At 64.3% G+C, this 21,115-nt stretch carries 24 protein-coding genes; 5 read left to right on the top strand and 19 right to left on the bottom strand.

Features of this window, described 5'->3' with window-relative positions; translation table 11 throughout:
- A complete protein-coding gene (gene dxr / locus ASG84_RS14010; RefSeq protein WP_057477627.1) occupies positions 1-1,140 on the bottom strand; it encodes a 1-deoxy-D-xylulose-5-phosphate reductoisomerase in 1,140 nt (379 codons plus the stop codon).
- 119 nt (positions 1,141-1,259) lie between these two features.
- Between dxr and ASG84_RS14005 the strand changes: the two genes are divergently transcribed.
- On the top strand, positions 1,260-1,781 hold the full coding sequence (locus ASG84_RS14005) for a DUF1990 family protein (RefSeq protein ID WP_057477626.1): 522 nt from the start codon (positions 1,260-1,262) through the stop codon (positions 1,779-1,781).
- Position 1,782: 1 nt separating this feature from the next.
- On the opposite strand, the gene puuE is transcribed toward ASG84_RS14005, so the two are convergent.
- Complete coding sequence (gene puuE / locus ASG84_RS14000; protein ID WP_057477780.1) at positions 1,783-2,682, bottom strand: allantoinase PuuE; 900 nt, start codon at positions 2,680-2,682, stop codon at positions 1,783-1,785.
- A 215-nt stretch (positions 2,683-2,897) separates the two neighbouring features.
- On the opposite strand from puuE, the gene ASG84_RS13995 reads away from it, so the two are divergent.
- A complete protein-coding gene (locus tag ASG84_RS13995; protein WP_057477625.1) occupies positions 2,898-3,167 on the top strand; it encodes a DUF2631 domain-containing protein in 270 nt (89 codons plus the stop codon).
- 8 nt (positions 3,168-3,175) lie between these two features.
- Here ASG84_RS13995 and rlmN read toward each other — a convergent pair whose 3' ends face one another.
- Positions 3,176-4,327 carry a 23S rRNA (adenine(2503)-C(2))-methyltransferase RlmN gene (gene rlmN, locus ASG84_RS13990; RefSeq protein ID WP_057477624.1) on the bottom strand — a complete coding sequence of 384 codons (1,152 nt, stop codon included), beginning with the start codon at positions 4,325-4,327 and terminating at the stop codon, positions 3,176-3,178.
- 166 nt (positions 4,328-4,493) lie between these two features.
- Between rlmN and ASG84_RS13985 the strand changes: the two genes are divergently transcribed.
- Both ASG84_RS13985 and ASG84_RS13980 read left to right on the top strand, forming a co-directional pair.
- Positions 4,494-4,934 (top strand): LapA family protein, encoded by a 441-nt coding sequence (locus tag ASG84_RS13985; RefSeq protein WP_057477623.1) that lies wholly within the window; start codon positions 4,494-4,496, stop codon positions 4,932-4,934.
- 90 nt (positions 4,935-5,024) lie between these two features.
- Complete coding sequence (locus ASG84_RS13980) at positions 5,025-5,867, top strand: HpcH/HpaI aldolase/citrate lyase family protein (RefSeq protein ID WP_057477622.1); 843 nt, start codon at positions 5,025-5,027, stop codon at positions 5,865-5,867.
- A 21-nt stretch (positions 5,868-5,888) separates the two neighbouring features.
- Here ASG84_RS13980 and ASG84_RS13975 read toward each other — a convergent pair whose 3' ends face one another.
- From ASG84_RS13975 to rpsB, 6 genes are all read right to left on the bottom strand, one after another.
- The gene (locus ASG84_RS13975; RefSeq protein ID WP_057477621.1) at positions 5,889-6,608 is read right to left on the bottom strand and encodes a class I SAM-dependent methyltransferase; all 720 of its coding nucleotides are present in this window, start codon (positions 6,606-6,608) and stop codon (positions 5,889-5,891) included.
- A 17-nt stretch (positions 6,609-6,625) separates the two neighbouring features.
- Positions 6,626-7,540: a phosphatidate cytidylyltransferase gene (locus tag ASG84_RS13970; protein WP_057477620.1), complete on the bottom strand. Its 915-nt coding sequence runs from the start codon at positions 7,538-7,540 to the stop codon at positions 6,626-6,628.
- A 34-nt stretch (positions 7,541-7,574) separates the two neighbouring features.
- On the bottom strand, positions 7,575-8,132 hold the full coding sequence (gene frr / locus ASG84_RS13965) for a ribosome recycling factor (protein WP_057477619.1): 558 nt from the start codon (positions 8,130-8,132) through the stop codon (positions 7,575-7,577).
- Positions 8,133-8,187: 55 nt separating this feature from the next.
- Positions 8,188-8,916, bottom strand: coding sequence for a UMP kinase (gene pyrH, locus ASG84_RS13960; RefSeq protein ID WP_057477618.1), 729 nt, complete (start codon positions 8,914-8,916; stop codon positions 8,188-8,190).
- A 164-nt stretch (positions 8,917-9,080) separates the two neighbouring features.
- Positions 9,081-9,905 (bottom strand): translation elongation factor Ts, encoded by an 825-nt coding sequence (tsf, locus tag ASG84_RS13955; protein ID WP_037189637.1) that lies wholly within the window; start codon positions 9,903-9,905, stop codon positions 9,081-9,083.
- A gap of 158 nt (positions 9,906-10,063) precedes the next feature.
- Positions 10,064-10,954 carry a 30S ribosomal protein S2 gene (rpsB, locus tag ASG84_RS13950; RefSeq protein WP_057477617.1) on the bottom strand — a complete coding sequence of 297 codons (891 nt, stop codon included), beginning with the start codon at positions 10,952-10,954 and terminating at the stop codon, positions 10,064-10,066.
- A 347-nt stretch (positions 10,955-11,301) separates the two neighbouring features.
- On the opposite strand from rpsB, the gene ASG84_RS13945 reads away from it, so the two are divergent.
- A complete protein-coding gene (locus tag ASG84_RS13945) occupies positions 11,302-11,808 on the top strand; it encodes a M23 family metallopeptidase (protein ID WP_057477616.1) in 507 nt (168 codons plus the stop codon).
- A gap of 3 nt (positions 11,809-11,811) precedes the next feature.
- Here the strand turns inward: ASG84_RS13945 and ASG84_RS13940 are convergent, their stop codons facing one another.
- From ASG84_RS13940 to lepB, 10 genes are all read right to left on the bottom strand, one after another.
- Entirely contained in the window at positions 11,812-12,894 is a 1,083-nt protein-coding gene (locus ASG84_RS13940; protein ID WP_082520997.1) for a MinD/ParA family ATP-binding protein, read from the bottom strand.
- Between the two features lie 304 nt (positions 12,895-13,198).
- The gene (locus ASG84_RS13935) at positions 13,199-14,125 is read right to left on the bottom strand and encodes a tyrosine recombinase XerC (RefSeq protein ID WP_057477615.1); all 927 of its coding nucleotides are present in this window, start codon (positions 14,123-14,125) and stop codon (positions 13,199-13,201) included.
- A 69-nt stretch (positions 14,126-14,194) separates the two neighbouring features.
- Positions 14,195-14,977 (bottom strand): siderophore-interacting protein, encoded by a 783-nt coding sequence (locus ASG84_RS13930; RefSeq protein WP_082520981.1) that lies wholly within the window; start codon positions 14,975-14,977, stop codon positions 14,195-14,197.
- A 93-nt stretch (positions 14,978-15,070) separates the two neighbouring features.
- Positions 15,071-16,192, bottom strand: coding sequence for a DNA-processing protein DprA (gene dprA, locus ASG84_RS13925; RefSeq protein WP_057477614.1), 1,122 nt, complete (start codon positions 16,190-16,192; stop codon positions 15,071-15,073).
- Positions 16,189-17,694 carry a YifB family Mg chelatase-like AAA ATPase gene (locus ASG84_RS13920; protein ID WP_057477613.1) on the bottom strand — a complete coding sequence of 502 codons (1,506 nt, stop codon included), beginning with the start codon at positions 17,692-17,694 and terminating at the stop codon, positions 16,189-16,191. The genes dprA and ASG84_RS13920 overlap by 4 nt, the downstream gene beginning before the upstream one ends.
- The gene (locus tag ASG84_RS13915) at positions 17,694-18,050 is read right to left on the bottom strand and encodes a YraN family protein (protein WP_057477612.1); all 357 of its coding nucleotides are present in this window, start codon (positions 18,048-18,050) and stop codon (positions 17,694-17,696) included. The genes ASG84_RS13920 and ASG84_RS13915 overlap by 1 nt, the downstream gene beginning before the upstream one ends.
- A 369-nt stretch (positions 18,051-18,419) precedes the next feature.
- Positions 18,420-18,764, bottom strand: coding sequence for a histone-like nucleoid-structuring protein Lsr2 (locus ASG84_RS13910; protein WP_057477611.1), 345 nt, complete (start codon positions 18,762-18,764; stop codon positions 18,420-18,422).
- A gap of 412 nt (positions 18,765-19,176) precedes the next feature.
- Positions 19,177-19,482 (bottom strand): DUF2469 domain-containing protein, encoded by a 306-nt coding sequence (locus ASG84_RS13905; protein ID WP_008717288.1) that lies wholly within the window; start codon positions 19,480-19,482, stop codon positions 19,177-19,179.
- 37 nt (positions 19,483-19,519) lie between these two features.
- Positions 19,520-20,278, bottom strand: a complete 759-nt coding sequence (locus tag ASG84_RS13900) for a ribonuclease HII (protein WP_082520980.1) — start codon at positions 20,276-20,278, stop codon at positions 19,520-19,522.
- A complete protein-coding gene (gene lepB / locus ASG84_RS13895; RefSeq protein WP_057477610.1) occupies positions 20,275-21,051 on the bottom strand; it encodes a signal peptidase I in 777 nt (258 codons plus the stop codon). The genes ASG84_RS13900 and lepB overlap by 4 nt, the downstream gene beginning before the upstream one ends.
- Between the last annotated feature and the right edge of the window lie 64 nt (positions 21,052-21,115).

Raw genomic sequence — 21,115 nt, 5'->3', positions numbered from 1 at the left:
TCAGACGCCCTTCTGCTTCAGGAGCTCACGCGCATGCGCGCGGGCCCAGGAATCCGCCGCGAGTACGTCGTCCACGGTAGTCGGCACCGCCGACCAGTCCGCACGACCGCCGTCGACCACCGCACGCACGGTCTGCACGATCTGCGGGAATTCGATGTGTCCGGCCAAGAATGCCTCGGCCGCGATCTCGTTGGACGCGTTGTAGACGGCGGTCATTGACCCGCCGAGAATTCCGGCTTCGCGGGCGAGCTGCACGGCGGGGAACACTCGATCGTCCAACGGCTCGAAGTCCCAGGAGAACGCCGAGGTGAAGTCGAGTGCGCGAGCGACATCCGGCACTCGATCGGGCCACCCGAGTGCCAGACCGATCGGCAGCTTCATGTCCGGTGGGCTGGCTTGGGCGATGGTGGAGCCGTCGACGAATGTGACCATGGAATGCACGATGGATTGACGGTGCACGGTCACGTCTATCTTGTCGTAGGGAACTCCGAAGAGCAGATGCGCCTCGATCAGCTCGAGCCCCTTGTTCACCAGGGTCGCCGAGTTCAAGGTATTCATCGGACCCATCGACCAGGTGGGGTGCGCCGCGGCCTGCTTCGGGGTAACCGACTTCAGCTCGGTCTCGGTCCACCCGCGGAACGGTCCACCCGACGCGGTCAGGATCAACCGATCCACCTCGCTGCGGGTGCCGCTGCGAAGGCATTGCGCCAACGCCGAGTGCTCCGAGTCCACCGGCACGATCTGCCCGGGGGCGGCAGCAGCGAGGACGAGTTCGCCTCCGGCCACCAGTGATTCCTTGTTGGCCAATGCGAGCCGGGCACCGGTTTTCAACGCTGCGAGCGTCGGTTCGAGGCCTAGCGATCCCACCAGCGCATTGAGCACCACGTCCGCCGGAGTCGTCTCGACGAGTTCGGTGACTGCCCGTGGTCCACTGAGTGTTCCCGGAAAATCGAGCGCGGCGGCAGCGTCCGGATCGGCGACGGCAACACGGTCGACACCGGTTTCGGCGATCTGACGACGCAGCAGGTCGATGTTTCCGCCGCCCGCCGCGAGACCGACGACGACGAAGCGACCAGGGTTGGCTGCGATGACGTCGAGCGCTTGGGTTCCGATCGATCCGGTACTCCCCAACAGCAGCACGCGAATCGGCGCGGGGCGATCCGAGGTGGTCGTTCCACTATGGTCTGGCACCGGTCCATTGTTGCCTACCGAGCCTGAGAAACCCCTATGCGTCGACGAAGGCTGGCACGCTGGAGGCCATGGACGTCTCGAAGTACCGCACGGCATCGTTCAACTACGCCGATGTGGGGGCGACGAAAAGCAGGTTTCCGACCGGCTACCACCACCTGGCGAAGTCGCGGGTGATCGGATCCGGACTCGACGAATTCGGGGCCGGAGCCGACGCCCTGATGCAGTGGGATATGCATCGGGGTGCGGGCCTCAAGGTCCACCCGACCACCGACACCGCTATCACCGACGCGGTGGTGGTGCTCACGCTGGGCCCGATTCGAATCCCGTGCCGGGTGATCTACGTCATCGACGAGGCCAATCGCCAGGGGTTCGCCTACGGCACGCTGGACGGCCACCCCGAGGCCGGTGAGGAACTCTTCCACATCGATTACTCCCCTGCCGACGGCATCGTCACCGCACACATCTCGGCGTTCTCACGGCCGGGGCGCTGGTACACCAGACTGGCCGGCCCGGTGGGTCGACGCGGGCAGGCATTGGCCACCGACCGGTACTTCGGCGCGCTGGAGAAGGCGTGCCGTTCCGCCCGTTGAGTCAGGCACCGGGGGGATGTACGGCGCGCCAGTGCTCGGCGATATCGATTCGCTTGGCGACCCATACCTTCTCGTGCGATTGCACGTGATCCAGAAAGCGTTCGAGGGCCGCGATGCGAGCAGGTCTGCCCACCAGTCGACAGTGCAGTCCGATCGACAGCATCTTGGGGCTGCCCTGCTCTCCCTCGGCATAGAGCACGTCGAACGCGTCCCGGAGATGTGCGTAGAACTCGTCACCGGTCGAGAAGCCTCCCGGTGAGGCGAACCGCATGTCGTTGGTATCGAGTGTGTACGGCACCACCAGATGATCGACCGTCCCACTGCCGGTGGACACCTTCTCCCAATAGGGCAGGTCATCGGCGTAGGAGTCGGAGTCGTAGACGAATCCACCGTGTTCGACGACGAGTGATCGCGTGTTCGGTGAATCGCGCCCGGTGTACCACCCCAGCGGAGCCGAGCCGGTCAGCTCCGTCAGGATCGCCACCGCCTCGGCCATGTGCTCGCGCTCGACGTTCTCGTCGATCTGTTGATACGAAAGCCACCGCAAGCCGTGGCAGGCGATCTCGTGACCGAGCTCTGCCAATGCGGCAACCACTTCCGGATTCCGTTCCATGGCTTTGGCGACGGCGAACACCGTCAGAGGAAGGTCTCGTTTCTCGAATGCCCGGAGTACTCGCCACACGCCTGCCCTGGATCCGTACTCGTACAGGGACTCCATACTCATGTGGCGATTCGGAAACGCTTGCGCCCCTATCATTTCCGACAGAAACGTCTCGGACTTGGTGTCGCCGTCGAGCACGTTGTTCTCTGCGCCCTCCTCGTAGTTGAGGACGAATTGGACGGCGATGTTCGCCCCTCCCGGCCACTGGGCGTCCGGTGGAGTTCGGCCGTACCCGACCATGTCGCGGGGATAGCTCAGCGGAAACTGGGTCAGCGGGTGCGGAAGGCGCTCGGACGTCACCGAGGCAGTCTCTCACCGAAGTCGATACTCGCGCCGGGTGAGCGCAACCCTGATGGCTACGACGGGCGGTCGTATGCCAATATTGTCCCCACGCGGCAGCCGAGACACGCCTCGTGCGCACGTCAACGTGAATCATCACCCGAGAGGACCGACCGGTGGCAAACAACGAACTGGAAACCGCTTCGTACGACCAGGTCGTCGATACCCGTCACGAGGTTCCGGACGTGCCGTCCGCCGAGTGGGGGTGGAGTGGCGAGTCGAACCGTGCGATGCGAGTGGCCGCCATCGTCGTTGCCGCATTCCTGCTGTTCATGATCATCGGTAACCACACCGGCAAGGTCGAGGACCTGTGGCTGATCGGATTTGCCGTCGCCCTGGTCGGAATGGTCGTGCGTGACGTGATCGTTCGCCGCAAGCCCCGGTAGCTCCCGGTTCAGTTCTCGGCGGCGAGCTGACCGCATGCCGCGGCGATCTCCTGACCACGAGTGTCGCGCACCGTGCACGAGACGCCCTGCGCGATCACTCGTCTGACGAATTCTCGCTCGACCGGTTTCGGGCTGGCGTCCCACTCGCTGCCCGGAGTCGGGTTGAGCGGAATCAGGTTCACGTGGACCCGCGAACCGAGCGCCTTGTGCAGCTTCTTGCCCAACATGTCCGCTCGCCACGGCTGATCGTTGACGTCCCGGATCATCGCGTACTCGATCGAGACACGTCGACCGGTCTGATCGGCGTAGTACCGGGCCGCGGAGAGCACCTCCGCCACCGACCACCGGTTGTTGACCGGAACCAACGTGTCGCGAAGTTCGTCGTCGGGCGTGTGCAGAGACACCGCCAAGGTGACGGACAGTCCCTCGTCGGCCAACTTGCGGATGGCCGGAGCCAGACCGACCGTGGACACGGTGACCGAACGTTGTGAGAGTCCCAGACCGTCGGGCGCGGGTGACACGATCTTGCGCACTGCCGCCACCACGCGTTTGTAGTTGGCCAGCGGCTCACCCATCCCCATGAACACCACGTTGGACAGTCGGCCCTCGCCGCCGTGGACCACGCCGTCACGCAGATCAGCAGCAGCCGAACGGACCTGATCGACGATCTCGGCCGTCGACAGGTTCCTCGTCAGCCCGGCCTGGCCCGTCGCACAGAAGGGGCAGGCCATTCCGCACCCGGCCTGACTGGAGATGCACAGAGTCGCCCGATCCGGGTACCGCATCAAAACGCTCTCGAGCAACGTGCCGTCGTTGGCCTTCCACAGGGTCTTTCGAGTGTCACCGTCGTCACATGCCAGGTGCTTGATCGGCGTCAGCAACGTGGGAAAGAGATCGGCACCGACCTTCTCGCGAGCCTCGGCCGGAAGGTCGGTCATCTTGGTCGTGTCGGCTTCGAGTCGCGCGTAATAGTGCCGCGCCAACTGATCGGCCCGAAATGCTGGCAGACCCAGCGCCTTCACTGCCTCCCGTAGCCCCTCTTTGTCCAGGTCGGCGAGGTGGCGCGACGGCATGCCCCGGCGGGGAGCGGTGAAGACGAGGGGAAGGTTGGGCCTCTTCTGCTCGGTCGCGCCGTCCGTTGCGGCTGCGGAATCACTCATGCTCGACCCCCGCGTCGTTCCTGCTGACTCAACTCCATGCTCACCATTGTCCACCCGTTGTGCTCACAGTCCTATTCGCGACGGTTTTCGACGGTGCCTCGGCGGGTACTGAGGCCGGGACCGATTGCGCGTGCATTCGGACCGCACGTGCGAAAGGATCATCCACATGGCCACCAGAGCAGACGACAGCAACGAGGCACAGTTCGACACATCGGCGTCGACGAAGGCGGGATTCGATCGGTCGGCGAGTGCCTCCGGCGATCTCGCCCCGATCACTACCCCGGATTCGGACGGCCATTCCGCACCCGACCCCGAATTCGTTCCGGAACAGCAACACACCCCCAAGGACGTCGCTCATACGCGGACCGCCGCGCTGTGGACCGGATTGGTGGTCGGGGCAGTCGTCCTCGTGGTCCTCCTCGTGTTCATCGTGCAGAACCTCGACTCGGTCACCGTGCAGATCTTCGCCTGGCAGCTCGATCTTCCGCTCGGCATCAGCATGTTGCTGGCCGCGATCGCGGGCGCACTGGTGATGGCCATGGCCGGTGGCGCACGCATCCTTCAGGTACGCCGCGCAGCAAAGAAGAATCAGCGTCACGGTTCGTGAACACTATGTACAGAAGCTGGCCCCGTTCGACTGAATCGATAAGGTTGGCGGTGCCCGACTTCACTCGAGGAGCATGACGTGACTACTTTCATGGAGACACCGGTGGCATCCGGCGTTGCACCCGACCGCGCTCGATCGTGGCTGTTGGTACCCGCCACGAAGCCCGACACGTTCGACGCTGCAGTGGCGTCCGGTGTCGACGCCGTCATCCTCGACATCGAGGACGCGGTGGCTCCGGCCAAGAAGCCTGCCGCACGCGAGGCCGTTGTCCGCTGGCTGAGCGAGGGCAACTCCGCGTGGGTCCGTGTCAACGACGCGACGACTCCGTACTGGGCCGACGATCTTGCCGCATTGTCGGGTCTGCCCGGCCTCGTGGGAGTCATGCTCGCGAAGACCGAGAGTGGCGGTCAGGTCGAGGCGACAGCCGCCCGCCTCGCCGACGGCACCCCGATCCTCGCCTTGGTCGAATCGGCCGCCGGCCTGGAGGCCGCCACCGAGATCGCACGGGCCGACTCCACCTTTCGGCTCGCGTTCGGCAGCGGTGACTTCCGACGCGACACCGGCATGAGCGACGATCCGCTGGCCATGGCCTACCCACGCTCACGCCTGGTCGTCTCGTCACGGGTCGCGCGACTGCCCGGACCCATCGATGGTCCGACATTGACCGCGAACGACAGCATCCTCGGCCGCGACGCTGCGTTGACGCTGTCGATGGGCATGGCCGGCAAACTCTGCATGCACACCGATCAGGTCGCCATCGTCAACCGCGAACTCGCTCCCTCCCCCACCGATGTGTCCTGGGCGCACGATGTGATCGACGCCCTCGGTGCCGACGGTGCCCATGTCAAGGACGGCAGCGATCTGCCTCGTCTGGCCAAAGCGCTCAAGATCAACGAATTGGCTCAGGTCTTCGGAATCTCCGCGGCGTCGTGATCGCTCGACGCTGAGGCAGGCTCACCTCAGTTCGACGCCCGTCGGTTTGTACCGAACGTGGACGCGATAGCGCACACCCAGGGTCAGTCCGTCGACTGCCCTTGTCGCCGCTCGCGCTACTCGCGGGGAGAATTCGATTCCCAGCACATCGCGCAAGATTCGACGGTCGGGAAACGTCCATCTGGTATCGATGCGTTGCAGCTCGAACCCCTGCGCGTCGAAGAATGCCTCGACGGCGGCTGGATCGTAATGCGGAAGATCCGCACGCATCCAGTCACCGTACGGAGACGCCGTTGCGTCGAGGTCGACGACGACCAGCGCGCCGCCGGGTCGGAGGACTCGCATTGCCTCGCGGATACCGGGCCCACAACCGGGGCCGAAAAAGTACGCCGTGCGAGCATGAACAAGATCGACGCTGCCGTCGGCAACCGGTAGCGACTCCGCTCCGGCAGTCTGCACCTCGACGTTCGAGAGGTCGACCACCCGCGATCTCGCCGCGGCCGCAAGCGGTTCGTGCGGCTCCACGCCCAGCACGCTCTCGGCATCGGCGGCGAAGATTGGAAGGTGAAATCCGCTTCCGCAGCCCACATCGACAACTGTCTTGCCGGCCCAGTCCGCGACAGATTTGATGGCCTCGAACACGGCACCATCGACATCCTGAGCCCGGTTCTCTGCCTCGTAGAGGTGTGGCCAGTGCCAGATGTTGGGACTCGGGATCACCTTGCCGCGATCACCGCGCATCGTCCGACGGAGTCGTCTCAGAGCAACACGGTGAACACGAGCCATGCCACGAACGCCGACGGCAGCAGCGAGTCGAGTCGGTCCATGATGCCGCCGTGGCCGGGTAACAGAGTTCCCATGTCCTTGATTCTGAGGTCGCGCTTGACCTGCGATTCGATGAGGTCGCCCAGGGTGCCCGTGACGACCAGCACGACTCCGAGCAATACACCGATCAGCGAGTTCGCCCCCAAAATGAGAGTCACCGTCAACAGGCAACCGATGATGCAGAAGACAAGCGATCCGACGAGCCCCTCCCAGGACTTCTTCGGACTGATTGCAGGTGCCATCGGGTGCTTCCCGAACAACACGCCCGCTATGTAACCGCCGACATCCGAGCACACGACACCGATGACGAAGACCAGGATGCGTCCGGCACCGTTGTCCTGCAGGACCATCAGAACGGCGAACGAGGCCAGGAGCGGCAGCCAACACGCCACCAGAACAGTGACCGACAGTTCTTCGAGATAGTTCTTGGGAGCGGTGCCGAACCCTTGCCGCAGCAGCAACCACACCATGCAGACCACGACGGTGCCCACCGCAGCGCTGAGCACTCCGACGGCACCGAACGGCCAGCCCAGCCAGATCATGGCCTGACCGCCGATGATCAGCGGGATGCGCGGAACCAGTACACCGCCCTCACGAAGCCGCTTCGATACCTCGTACGTCGCGACGGCCAATGCAACGGCCACGACCCCGATCCACACCAGCGGGACGAACACGAGGACGAGAATCAAGCCGATGCCCAAACTGCCGCCGACGCCGATCGCGGCAGGCAGGTTACGGCCGGCTTTACCGGCGGACTTCGCGGCAGCGACCCCGGACGAGCCGGCAGGCGTACCGCTGCCCTCCTGCCGATCCGGTCCCACCACTGTCGTCAACTCCTCGCGATTCATCGTCTGCCGTCGTGAAAGCCACTCCTTTCGGAGGTCAGACCTCCATCAACTCGCCTTCTTTACGCTTGACGAGATCGTCCACCGACGCGGTGTACTTGGCGGTTGTCTTGTCGAGCTCGTTTTCCGCGCGTACGACGTCGTCCTCACCCGCTTCGCCGTCCTTCTGGATCCGCTTGAGCTCTTCCATCGTCTTGCGGCGGACGTTGCGAATGGACACCTTCGCGTCCTCTCCCTTGCCCTTCGCCTGCTTGACGAATTCTCGGCGACGCTCTTCCGTCAGCTGCGGGACACCGATACGAATCAGGTTGCCGTCGTTCGTAGGGTTCACCCCGAGGTCCGAGTTACGGATCGCGGTTTCGATCGGCCCGAGTTGGTTCGACTCGTACGGCTTGATCACGACCAGACGAGCTTCCGGGACGCTGATGCTCGCCAGCTGAGTGATCGGCGTCGGTGCTCCGTAGTACTCGATGACGATGCGCGAGAACATTCCCGGGTTGGCACGCCCGGTACGAATCGAGGACAGATCGTCACGTGCAACCGATACGGCCTTTTCCATCTTCTCTTCGGCGTCGAAGAGAGCTTCGTCAATCACGATCTGTCCTCCATCGTCTTCGTTCTCGATTCGCCCACGGTCGTGTCGGTGACGTTCACGACGTGACCAGCGTGCCGATCTTCTCGCCCGCCACGGCGCGAGCAATATTTCCTTGAACCAACAAATTGAACACCAACATCGGCATCTGGTTGTCCATGCACAGGCTGAAAGCAGTCGCGTCGGCAACTTTGAGTCCCTGCTCGATCGCCTCGCGGTGGGTGATCGTGTCGAACATCGTTGCGTCGGGGTCCAGACGCGGATCGGCCGAGTAGACGCCGTCGACGCCCTTGGCCATCAGCAGCACCTCGGCTCCGATCTCGAGGGCGCGCTGCGCTGCAGTGGTGTCGGTGGAGAAGTAGGGCATCCCCATTCCGGCGCCGAAGATCACGACGCGACCCTTCTCCAGGTGCCTGCGCGCGCGTAGTGGTAGGTACGGCTCCGCGACCTGGCCCATGGTGATTGCCGTCTGCACCCTCGTCGCCACGCCCTGCTTTTCCAGGAAGTCTTGCAGCGCAAGGCAATTCATGACCGTGCCGAGCATGCCCATGTAGTCCGACCGAGATCGATCCATTCCACGCTGCTGCAGTTCGGCACCCCGGAAGAAGTTTCCGCCACCGATCACGACGGCGACCTGAACTCCGGTGGACACCACCTCGGCAATCTGTTCGGCGACGTTGTTCACGACATCCGGGTCGAGCCCCACTTGGCCTCCACCGAACATCTCCCCACCCAGTTTGAGCATCACGCGTCGGAACCCGGGACGGTCAGGGGCCGGATCGGTCATAGCTCTCCTCGGTACTCGTCGAACACTACGGTTTACTCACCGATCATCCTGCCCTATCGGTACCCGGTCGGTGGACACGGCTCCGACGTGCCTCGCGCACGAACGATGCCGCCCACTCGATGGAATCGAATGAACGGCATCGCCTCGACCGACCGGTGCGCAGACTAGCTGGCGCCGACCTCGAATCGAGAGAAGCGGGTGATGGTCACGCCGGCCTCGTCGAGAATGGCCTTGACGGTCTTGTTGCCGTCCTGCACCGACTTCTGTTCGGTGAGAACGACGTCCTTGAAGAATCCGTTCACGCGACCTTCGACGATCTTCGGCAATGCCTGCTCCGGCTTGCCTTCTTCGCGAGCGGTCTCCTCGGCGATGCGACGCTCGGCGGCCACCAGGTCCTCGGGGACCTCGTCACGCGTGACGTACTTGGCCTTGAGGGCAGCGATCTGCATCGCAGCGGCGCGAGCGGCGTCGCCTGCGGCGTCGCCGTCACCGGTGTACTCGACGAGGACGCCGACGGCAGGCGGCAGATCCGCGCTGCGCTTGTGCAGGTAGGTGGCGGTGTTGCCGTCGTAGGACACGACGCGACGCAGCTCGAGCTTCTCGCCGATCTTCGCCGACAGCTCGTTCAGAGCCGTTTCGACAGTCTTGCCGTTCAGGTCGAGCGCCTTGAGGGCATCGACGTCGGCCGGCTTGCCTGCTGCAGCCGTCGCCGCAACGGACGCCGCGAAGGTCTGGAACTCGTCGTTCTTGGCCACGAAGTCGGTTTCGGAGTTGATCTCGACGAGCACTCCACCCTCGGCGACGACGAGGCCCTCGGCGGTATTGCGCTCGGCGCGCTTGCCGACGTCCTTGGCACCCTTGATACGCAGGTACTCGACGGCCTTGTCGTAGTCGCCGTCGTTCTCGGCGAGCGCGTTCTTGCAGTCCATCATTCCGGAGCCGGTGAGCTCACGGAGCCGCTTGACGTCGGCGGCAGTGTAGTTCGCCATCGTGGGCGAGCCTCCTCAAAGTCTGGGTACGGGCGTTGACGAAAAATGCTGTTCCAGGGCGTGGTCGACGGGCTCACTGTGGAGCCGCACCGACCACCACCCTGACATACCGAAGCGGCCCCGGCCCACCCCTGAGGGTGAACCGGGACCGAATTCGATCAAGCCTGAGCGGCTGGTGCTTCCTCTGCTGCCGGAGCCTCTGCCGCGGGAGCGTCGGTTGCCGGAGCTTCCTCTGCTGCCGGTGCGTCCGCGGCCGGTGCGTCTGCCGCGGGTGACGCCTGCTGGAGCTGCTCGAGCTCCCACTCGGCGAGGGGCTCGCCTGCGCCGACCTCGGGCTTGGCGTCGGATGCAGTGTTCTGACCTGCTCGCGCCTGTACGCCCTCGGCGACTGCGGACGCGACGACCTTGGTCAGCAGCGCAGCGGAACGGATCGCGTCGTCGTTACCCGGGATCGGGTAGTCGACCACGTCGGGATCGCAGTTGGTGTCGAGGATCGCGATGACCGGGATGTTCAACTTACGGGCCTCGGCAACCGCGAGGTGCTCCTTGTTGGTGTCGACGATCCAGATGGCCGACGGAACCTTGGCCATGTCCCGGATACCACCGAGGGTGCGGTCGAGCTTGGTCATCTCACGCGTGAGCATGAGGATTTCCTTCTTGGTGCGTCCCTCGAAGCCGCCGGTCTGCTCCATTGCCTCGAGCTCCTTGAGGCGAACGAGGCGCTTGTGCACGGTCTGGAAGTTGGTGAGCATGCCACCGAGCCAGCGCTGGTTGACGTAGGGCATGCCCACGCGAGTCGCCTCGGCTGCGATGGACTCCTGCGCCTGCTTCTTGGTGCCGACGAACAGAACCGTGCCTCCGTGGGCAACGGTCTCCTTGACGAACTCGTAGGCCCTGTCGATGAACGTCAGAGTCTGCTGCAAGTCGATGATGTAGATGCCGTTGCGGTCGGTGAAGATGAATCGCTTCATCTTCGGGTTCCAGCGACGGGTCTGGTGTCCGAAGTGTGTGCCGCTGTCGAGCAGCTGCTTCATTGTTACTACAGCCATGGCTGAAGAACTCTCTTTCGATGGTGCGGTTGACGCAGAGTGTCGGTGACCTCTGCCCTGGCGGCCGCTGGGGTTGCCGGACCCGCGAACCACGAGGATTCTCAGGACCGCCGACAACCGGTTCTCGCATCGATGGTTCTGCCGTGGCAGACGATGCGATGACAACGGACGCGCGAAGTCGACCCGTGCACGCACAGGCCGCATTGACCAGTGTAGACCTGCCGCGCCCCCCTTCATAACCAGGCCCGACTGTCAAGAGATTCCGCTACCTGTGGACAAAGAAGTCCATCGTCCACAATCGACGTTCGCTACCGTTTCGGCGCTCTGATTCGGGAGATGGTCGACGGATGAACTTTCGTCTCGCTGCGCGGGCATCGTCGATCGGCGTCGCGGTCGGCCTCTCGCTCTCGACGACGGTCGCATCGGCCGCTCCGGGCGACTTCACCTGGCCGTTGCAGCCGAAGCCCCGCATCGTCACCCCGTTCGACCTTCCCGACCAGGATTGGCTCCCCGGACACCGCGGTATCGACCTCGCCGCCGACGAGGGACGATCGGTACTGGCGGTGGCCGACGGCACGGTGGTGTTCGCCGGTTCGGTCGCGGGAAAGCCCGTCGTATCGGTCGACCATGCGGGAGGACTGCGCTCGACGTACGAGCCGGTGACGGCCGCGGTCACAGCAGGAACGCGGGTCCGACGCGGAACGGTGCTGGGTTCGGTGGCGTTCGGACACGAGGGCTGCTCGCCCACATGTCTGCACTGGGGCATCAGACGAGGCCGCGAATACCTGGATCCGACGGCGCTGGTACGCACCCGGCCGATCAGGTTGAAACCGGTGGACGAACCGAGCCGGTGAATGTCAGCGCAGGGGACCCGAGTGTCGGCCGGACGCTGCCGGAAAATCGTCCGCGACCATGGCGGCGAGCTCGACGAATGCGCTTCTGGTCTGCGGGCGCAACAGATCGAGATCGACCACCGCGCCCTCTGCCAGATGCTCGTCGAACGGGACGACGAGGACTGCGCGACAGCGTTCGAGGAAATGCTGCTGCAGCAGGTTCATGTCCACTGCCGACGAGCCCGGACGCACCGAGCTGATCACCACGACCGTTCGCTCGACCAGGTGTCCGTACCCGTGCAGCTCGAGCCAGTCCAATGTCGCCGCGGCACTGCGGGCACCGTCGACCGCCGGAGAACTCACCAGTACGAGCGCGTTGGCCAGCTGCAGCACGCCGTTCATCGCCGAATGCATGATGCCGGTTCCGCAATCGGTCAGGATCAGGTTGTAGTACACCTGCAGCATGTCGATGACGGCTCGGTAATCCTCTTCGCCGAACATCTCGGACGCCGCCGGGTCGCGCTCTCCTGCAAGCACTTCCAGTCGACTCGGTGCCTGCGAGGTGTGCTCGCGAATGTCGGAGTAGCGCCGAATGTTCGGTGCGGCTGCCAACAGGTCGCGGACGGTCGACGACGTCTGCCGGGGAACTCGCTCTCCGAGGGTGCCGAAGTCGGGGTTCGCGTCCACGGCGATGACGCAATCTCCCCGCAACGACGCGAACGTCGAGCCGAGGCCGAGCGTGGTGGTCGTCTTGCCGACACCACCCTTGAGGGAGAGGAACGCGATCCGGTAGTCACCGAGCACAGGTTGACGGATTCGCTCGACCTGATTTCGGTACCGCTCCTCGGCCGTCGACTCACCCGGATTGATGACACCACCGGTCAGCCGGTGAACGCCTCGACGCCATCCGGAGTTCGACGCTCGCTTGGGACGCTTCAGCAGCGAATCGGCACCCAGATCCTGGCTGGTGGGGCGATACGGGTTCGGCGCACCCGCCCACGGTTGCGGCGACCAGCCTCCACCAGGTGCCGGGAACTCCTCCGGCCGCGGTTGCGCGGGCGTGTGTCGGTCGAACTCCGCAGCCACCGGCCCCGGCTCCAGCGGCACGGGCGGGTTGTACCTCGGTGGAACGGCACGCCGCTCGATCGAATCGGGAGTTTGCCAAGGTGGCGGCTGCCGCGGCGTCGAGCGCGATCGGACATTCGGCTCCGATGATGCCGGCCGAGAACTGTTCTCCGGTGCCTCACCGCTTCGGTTGCCGGGCTCCTGCCCCTCGGCCGCGAGGTTCTCACGGACATGCATCGACCACGGTTCCGAAGCACCCTGCGGTCGGTCGCGGTCCACGGTCCCCCGTACTCGGTCTGGTTGGTCGGTCATGACGCTACCAAACGTAGCGTCGCCGACGCTCGACTCACGCCCGGGGGTGAGCCTGATCGTGCACGGCTCGCAACCGTTCGACCGAGACGTGTGTGTAGATCTGCGTGGTTGCGAGGGACGCGTGCCCGAGCAACTCCTGCACCACCCTGAGATCGGCGCCGCCTTCGAGGAGATGGGTCGCTGCTGTGTGACGCAGACCGTGCGGACCGAGGCTGGGGCCACCGGGAACGGTCTCGAGTACCGCGTGAACCGCGGTCCTGGCCTGCCGTTGGTCGAGACGCCCTCCCCTCCTACCCAGCAACAGAGCCGCCCCGGACCGATCGTCGACCAACTCCGGCCTGCCACTGACGAGCCACTTCTCGAGAGCGTGTGCCGCCGGCATTCCGTACGGCGCAGAACGCTCCTTGTTTCCTTTGCCCAGAACGCGGACAACGCGGCGATCGGTGTCGACATCGTCGAGGTCGAGTCCGCACAACTCCCCGACGCGGACCCCGGTTGCGTAGAGGAGCTCGACGATGAGCCGATCCCTCAACGCGATCGGATCGAGCTCGGCAGCACCCGATTCGGCAGCCGCCAGCGCCTGGGCGGCCTGATTGTGCCGCAGTACACCAGGCAGAGTCCGGTGACTCGACGGTGCCGCCAGCCGTTCGGCAGGCCCGACCTGCACCGCCCCCACCCGCTCGAGCCATTTGCCGAAGGTCCGCGCAGACGAGGTACGCCTGGCCATCGAGGTTCTGGCCGCGCCGGCCGCCGAATACTTCGCCAGCCAGGAGCGCACGGCCCGGAGGTCGAGATCGGCGATGGTCGCATCGGGGTCGGAGTCCGCGAGATGCGAGAGGAGCGATCGAGCATCCGCGACATAGGCGCGAATGGTGTGTTCGGAGCGCTCTCGACCGAGTCGAAGATGTTCGGCGAACTCTTCGACGTGGACGCCGAGGTGAGGCGGCAGCGAATCGGTCATAGTCTCAGCTTGGGTGCTGACGACTCGCACGACAACCGGACACGCCGCCGGAACGACATCGGTGCGAGCTCAGGCGTCGACGCCTGCTTCCGCCTGTGCCAGCTCACGCTTCCAGGCTCGGAAAGTCTCCTCGGTGCGTCCGCGACGCCAGTAACCCGAGATCGATGCCCATTCGGCAGAGATCCCACGCTCCTTGCGAATGTAGGGCCGGATGTTGTGCATCACGGCCTGCGCCTCACCGTGCACGAAGACCTGTGCCTGGCCGGGTAGCCATTCCGTGTCCTTGACCGCGGCGATCAAGGGAGCGTTGTCGCCGGCTCGGTCGTCACCGACCTCGTTGGAGGAGGCACCCCGGTGAACCCACGTGACGTCGACGACGGCGAGCGTTTCCATGTAGATCTCGTCGTGACGGTCGGCAACTTCGATGAACACTTTGGCGATGGCGTCTTCGGGCAGTGCCTCTACGGCAGCCGAGATCGCGGGAATCGCCGATTCGTCACCTGCGAACAGATGCCAGTCCGCGTCGGGCCGAGGGGCGTACCCACCGGACGGGCCGAAGAACGACATCTCTTCCCCCGGCTTCGCCCGGGTGGCCCACGGCCCGGCAACTCCTTCGTCGCCGTGCACCACGAAGTCGATCGCGATCTCGCGCGCACTCGTGTCGACGGATCGAACGGTATAGGTGCGCATGATCGGATCGTCGTCGGTTCCGAAGAACAGCTTGACGTAGGCGTCGGTCTCGTCGATCGCGTCGAAGTCGTCGAAATTGTCTCCGCCGAGATACACCCGGTACATGTGCGGGGTGAGCGCCTCGGTGCGCAGGACGGACAGCGTGGTTTTCTTGCGTGGCACTTCGGACCCCTCTTCGAGCGAACACGTCGGTGCGTGCTGCACCGACTAAGCATTACCTAACACCCTACCTTCGGGGCTCGGCAAACGTGGCGGTCAGCCCCGAACCACGCGGAACCACCCGGTCTCGTCGCTGGCCACGAAGCCGTCCATTTCCAGCACGGGAAGCGCTGCGCGCACCTTGCCGATCGGTACACCGGACCGTTCGGACAACTCGCTGCTCGACAATGACCCGGTTGCCGGCAACGCGTCGTAGATCAGCAATCCGGTCTCCGAGAGCGCGTCCGTCTCGCGAAAGAGGTCGGGCCGCCACTCCTCCGGAGATCCCAGGGCACCGGCCTCGGCAACGACATCGTGCGAGCTCGACACCAGCACTGCCTCCCCGTCGCGGATCATGCGATGGCACCCCTTGGACGTAGGCGATGTGACGGGACCGGGAACCGCGAGTACCGGACGACCCAGTTTTGTCGCCCATGCCGCAGTATTGCGAGCCCCGCTGCGCCACCCGGCCTCGACCACCACCACAGCCGATCCGAGTGCCGCAACGAGTCTGTTGCGAGCGAGGAAGCGATGCTTGGCAGGAGTGGTGCCCGGTGCGTATTCGCTCAGGACCAGGCCGTGATCGGCTATCTGTCGCAGCAATCGGGAATGCCCCGCCGGATACGCACGGTCGACGCCACAGGCCAGCACCGCCATCGTCGTTCCCTCTACTCCGAGGGCGGCCCGATGCGCCGCGGCGTCGATCCCGAAGGCCGCGCCGGAAATGATGGTCCAACCGTCGAGCGCGAGGTCTGCGGATATTTCTGCGGTCACGTGATCTCCGTACGGGCTCGATGCACGCGTCCCCACGATGGAGACGGATCGTTCGGTAGCAGTTGCGACGGGCCGATTTCCGAGCGCCCACAACGCAATCGGTGGGCAGGTGTCCACTCCGACAGTCAGACCCGAGCCGTCGAAGCCGAGGAATCTCCACGCCGGCCACTCGTCGTCGTCGGGAGTGATCAGCCGGCCACCCAGCGCCGCGATGTGATCGAGATCCGCTGCAGCGGTGTCGATGTGGGCACGCACCGCCAGCCTCTCACCCAATCGGCCTGCCCGAACCGCCGCGGCAGCCGCTTCCGGGCCGTGTGCAGCGGCATGGTCGACCACGAGTCGATGCGGGCCTTGCGCCACTCGAGACAGATAGGCCCACGCGAGTCGGCGTGCGTCGTGCGTCATGCCACGCCCCTGTCGCGGAAATCCAGCGCTGCTCCGACCTCGTCGGCACCGGGAACCGTGCCCCCGGCGAGGTCGTTCAACGTCCACGCCACCCGTATCGCTCTGTCTGCTCCCCGCGCGGTCAACGATCCGTTCCGCAACGCGCGCTCCACCGGCGCGAGCGTCGACCGCGCCAGGCGGAATCGTTGCCGCAGAGCAGGCCCCGGGACCTCCGCATTGGTCCTCCAGCCGAAGTCCTGCCACCGCTGCGCGGCCGCATCCCTGGCTCCGGTCACTCGCGCGCGGATCTCGGTCGTGCCCTCCCCCACCTCGTCGACCAATGCTCCCGTCGCGACGCCCATCATCTGTATGCGGAGATCGACACGGTCCAGCAACGGCCCCGAGAGCTTCCCCAGATACTTGCGCCGCGCAGTGGGCGCACAGACACAGTCGACCTGTCGCGCAGGTGCGCACGGGCACGGGTTCGCCGCCAGAACCAGCTGAAATCGAGCCGGATATCTCGCCACACCGTCTCGACGAGCAATGCGAATCTCACCGTCCTCCAACGGAGTCCGCAGAGCCTCCAGTACGCGAACGCTCATCTCGGCGCACTCGTCCAGAAACAGGACTCCTCGATGCGCGCGACTGACCGCGCCCGGTTTGGCCATTCCCGTTCCACCCCCCACCAGAGCGCTGACCGACGTCGAATGATGAGGTGCAATGAACGGCGGCGAGGTGATGAGCGGGCGCGCGGTGGTCAACAGACCGGCCACCGAATGGATGGCCGTCACCTCGAGCGCCTCGGACTCGGTCAGCGGCGGCAGAATCCCCGGAAGACGCTGCGCCAACATCGTTTTGCCGATACCCGGCGGACCGGTCAGCATGATGTGATGCGCTCCGGCGGCCGCTACCTCCAGAGCCCACCGCGCATCCGCCTGCCCGGCCACATCGCTGAGATCGGGATAGGTCTCCTGATGCCACTCGGTCGGCACCGGCGATTCCAAGCCCTGCTCGCCGCGAAGCCACGCCACGACATCCCCAAGCGAGCCTGCGCCCAGCACGTCGATACCGTCCACCAGTCCCGCCTCGGGTAGACACTGCATCGGGACCACCACCCGTTGCCAGCCCGCCCCTTTGACAGCAAGCACCCCGGGCAAGACCCCGCGAACTGGCCTCAGCCTGCCGTCCAGAGCAAGTTCGCCCAGAAACACTGTCTCCGAGAGACACCCGCGCGGGATGGCCTTCGCCGCATCGAGAACAGACAACGCGAGAGCGAGGTCGTACACCGATCCGCCTTTGGGCAGCGTTGCGGGTGACAGTGCGAGAATCACCCGACTGTCCGGCCACGTGCCACCCGAGTTCTTCACGGCTGCTTTCACGCGATCTCGTGATTCGTTCAGTGCAGTATCGGGCAGGCCGACCAGATGTGTACCCGGAAGCCCTTGCCCGATATCGGCTTCGATCTCCACCAGCACACCGTCGACACCGTTGACCGCAACCGAATGCGCTCTTCCGAGCGGCATCAGAACGCAGCCCGGATGTGAGTGATCACCGGATTGTCGTCTCGCCCGACCACGATAGCGATCACGTCGAATCTGATCTGAACCCAAGGACCTTGTTGCAGGGCAAGCCACGACAATGCGAGCCCTCTGATTCGTACCTGTTTCGTGTAGGTGACAGCCTCGGCCGGGGTTCCATAACCAACTCCCGAGCGCGTCTTCACCTCGACGAACACCATCGTGTCACCGTCGCGCGCAATGATGTCGAGCTCACCGGATCGATGCCGCCAGTTCCGCTCGATCACCTCGAGTCCGATGTCCTCGAGATGGCGCACCGCGAGGTCCTCACCGCGCGCACCGAGTTCCTGATTGGTCGCCATATCCGCATTCCTCCACTCTGCGGCCGTACTTCGCGGCCGATTCGTGCTACCGAAGGTGGCACGTCCGAATCGAGGAGAAACAATGAAAGCGCAGGTGGGTGATCACCCTGTGGACAACTGCTCGCCTGTGGACGAACGGGCAGATGTGAGAGACCTGTTGCCGGAATTGTCAGACCGTCGTGCACGGCTTGGACCAGCTCGCCGGCCGGGTGGCAGCGGTCATCACACGCATGAATCCAAGGACCCCCACACGCACAAAACTCCGCCCGAAACGAAAATTCGGACGGAGCTGATGCTCAGCGTCGGCACACGAAATCGAATGCCGGTAGAGCGTTTTCGGGCACCGAGGTAAACGGTGCTACCACATGGTCAGTGGGCAGCCTCGTATGCTGCCTGCACGTCCTGACTGATGCGGCCGCGAGCACTGACCTCGTGGCCGTTCTCGCGTGCCCATGCCCGAATGTCCTGAAGATCGACTTTGCCGCGAACCGGTGCCGGAGTAGCGCCGCCCTTGCGCGTACGGCGTCCGGAGACCTTCTCTGCGTGCTCGATCCAGAAAGCCAACTGTTCGTGCAATTCGTTCGCATGCTTGAGGTTCAAATCGATGCGGTACTGGTTTCCACCGATGCCGAATTCGATGGATTCACCTTGACCGTCTTTGATTACCGATCCATCGACATCGTCGATCATCTGAACAAGCGTCTTGCGTGCCATCTCGTACCTCTTACACGTCTGGGGGATGTGATATTCAAGTTCTACCACCCATTCTCGTATGTGTGCAAAGAAGTTGCAGGTGTTACGCGACGCGTCGAACTTACGAATATCACCCCAGATATGGCCTCACATTTCGAGAAAATAGACCTCGAAATCGAATACTTTTGTCACACAGTTACTTTCGCGGCTCGAATCTACCGCGCCGCCCTCTGCCAGAGGTGGCTCTCCGCCGAAACCAACGATGAAACAGGACACACGGAACGATTTGGTCGGCTGTCCAATTTTTTTCGACAATCACGATCGACACCGTCGACTATCGGTGCGGCGACTCGTCGGCGTGAGGCCGGGCGTTGTTCACCCGTACGCGAACCGCCGTCGACTGCCGATGTGCCACGGCGTTCGCCGCAACACGCTATTCCGGAAGGCGTAGGTCGGGTTTGTCCAGCTCTTCGATGTTAACGTCTTTGAACGTGATCACTCGGACATGCTTGACGAAACGGGCGGGGCGGTACATGTCCCACACCCACGAATCCGACATCCTCAATTCGAAGTAGATTTCACCGTCGGCGTTGTGCGGAATGAGTTCGACGGAGTTCGCCAGATAGAACCGACGTTCGGTTTCGACCACGTAGTTGAACTGACCTACGATGTCCCGATACTCGCGATACAGCGAGAGCTCCATCTCGGTTTCGTACTTTTCGAGATCTTCGGCACTCATCGGTCTCTTTCATCCTCCAGTCGGGCGTGAGAAGTAATCATCGCGCACCTGCGTCGCGGCAGTCCATTCGCCCCACGGCGTCGTCGTCTCGCGGGGAGCCTGCGGCCGCCGCAGCGACATTCGCATACGACATTCGATGTTCTCTGCTGGGGCCGAGAGCAATCATGGCGGCCGAATGAGCCCGCGTGCTGTAGCCCTTGTGAACGGCGAATCCGTAGCCCGGAATCTCCTCGTCCATCTGCACCATCAACCGATCACGCGAGACCTTTGCCAACACGCTCGCGGCAGCGATGCACGCGGCGGTGGCGTCGCCGCCGATCACCGGTAGCGACGGAATTGGCAGGCCGGGCACCCGGAAGCCGTCGGTGAGCACGTACCCGGGAGTCACTCCGAGCCCGGCAACTGCGCGACGCATTCCCTCGATGTTCGCCACGTGCACCCCGATGCGATCGACTTCGGCAGCGTCTATGAACACCACGCTCCATGCAAGCGCCAGCTTCTGAATCTTGGGGAACAGTTTCTCGCGTCGACGCTCGGTCAACTTCTTCGAGTCGTCCAGATCGGCCAGCGCGGCATGGGCGCGAGCGCCGAGTACACATGCCGCGACCGTCAACGGACCGGCACACGCTCCCCTACCTGCCTCGTCGACACCCGCAACCGGCCCGAGACCGCCGCGTTCCAAAGCCGACTCCATCGTCCGCAACCCGGCGGCTCGCCGGATGACCGGACGTGGCGGCCACGACGACCGCGTCAGAGTCGCTCGAACACGAGGCGCGCGGCGGGGGGCCGTCGTCATCGACCTTGGATGTCGGGAGAATCGAGGAGTCCGGTCCGTGACGGGGGCAGGGCGATGAAGACAGCCTTGCCGATCACGTTGTCGAGCGGCACAGTCCCGGTGAATTCGTCCGTGATGTGATAGCGGGAGTCTCGTGAGTTGCTCCGGTTGTCTCCCATCACCCAGATGTTGCCCTCGGGGACGGTCACGGGGTCGAAGCAGCGTCCCGACTTCAGCTCGGTGTCACACGTCATCGTGCCCGGGGCGAACGGGAAATCCATCTGAATGTACGGCTCGTCCAACGGCTTCCCATCGACGAGTACTCGGCCCTGATCGTCACAGCACTCGACGGTCTGACCGCCGGTGGCAATGACGCGTTTGACCAGATCGTTCTCGTCCGGAGCGACGACTCCGATCAAGGAGCCCACTTCCTGGGCCCCGCGGATGACCGAGTTGTCGGAGCGCTGCGAGACGAATTCGTCGTTCCACGAATCCGGACCACGAAAGACGACGATGTCGCCGGGCTTCGGGTCACCGAAGCGGTACCCGATCTTTTCCACCACGATCCGGTCGCCGGTACAGCCCGCGCAGCCGTGCAGAGTCGGCTCCATCGACTCGGATGGGATCAGGTACACCCGAGCGACGAATGTTTGGAGCAGAAAACTCAACACCAGCGCTACCAGAATGAGAATCGGAAGCTCTCGCCAGAACGATCGGGGCTTGCGATCCCGACGCTCGTTCTGCGAAGAGTCGTCGTCGGGCTCGTCGGTCGGATCCTGTGGGGACTGCGTCACGTCAACAGGTTAGCCGGAACGCTGGTCTGCGCGGCCGGACGGTCTGTGCACCGGCGTTTCGGAC

The sequence above is a fragment of the Rhodococcus sp. Leaf278 genome (assembly GCF_001426085.1).
Classification (GTDB): Bacteria; Actinomycetota; Actinomycetes; order Mycobacteriales; family Mycobacteriaceae; genus Rhodococcoides.
The sequence above is the reverse complement of the archived record's forward strand: the minus strand, read 5'-3'. Positions and strand labels throughout refer to the sequence as shown.